A 341-nucleotide genomic window follows, 5' to 3' on the forward strand; every position below is an offset into this window, starting at 1 on the left:
TACAAGTACATCGGACAGTGCATCAACATCAATGTCCGATTCAAAATCAGAATCAATGAGCACATCAGACAGTGCATCAAGTTCAGCTTCAGATTCTAAGTCAGAATCAATGAGTGATTCTACAAGTGCATCAGATAGTACTTCAAGCTCAGCTTCAGATTCTAAGTCAGAATCAATGAGTGATTCTACAAGTACATCAGACAGTGCATCAAGTTCAGCTTCAGATTCTAAGTCAGAATCAATGAGTGATTCTACAAGTACATCGGACAGTGCATCAACATCAATGTCCGATTCAAAATCAGAATCTACAAGCACATCAGACAGTGCATCAAGTTCAGCTT

1 protein-coding gene is annotated in these 341 nt (G+C 39.0%); it reads right to left on the reverse strand.

The window, feature by feature from the left end:
• The coding region (locus BZZ03_RS12075; protein ID WP_233128999.1) for an MSCRAMM family adhesin SdrC at positions 1-341 on the reverse strand (341 nt) is incomplete at both ends.

The sequence above is a fragment of the Lactococcus petauri genome (assembly GCF_002154895.1).
GTDB classification, from domain to species: Bacteria; Bacillota; Bacilli; order Lactobacillales; family Streptococcaceae; genus Lactococcus; species Lactococcus petauri.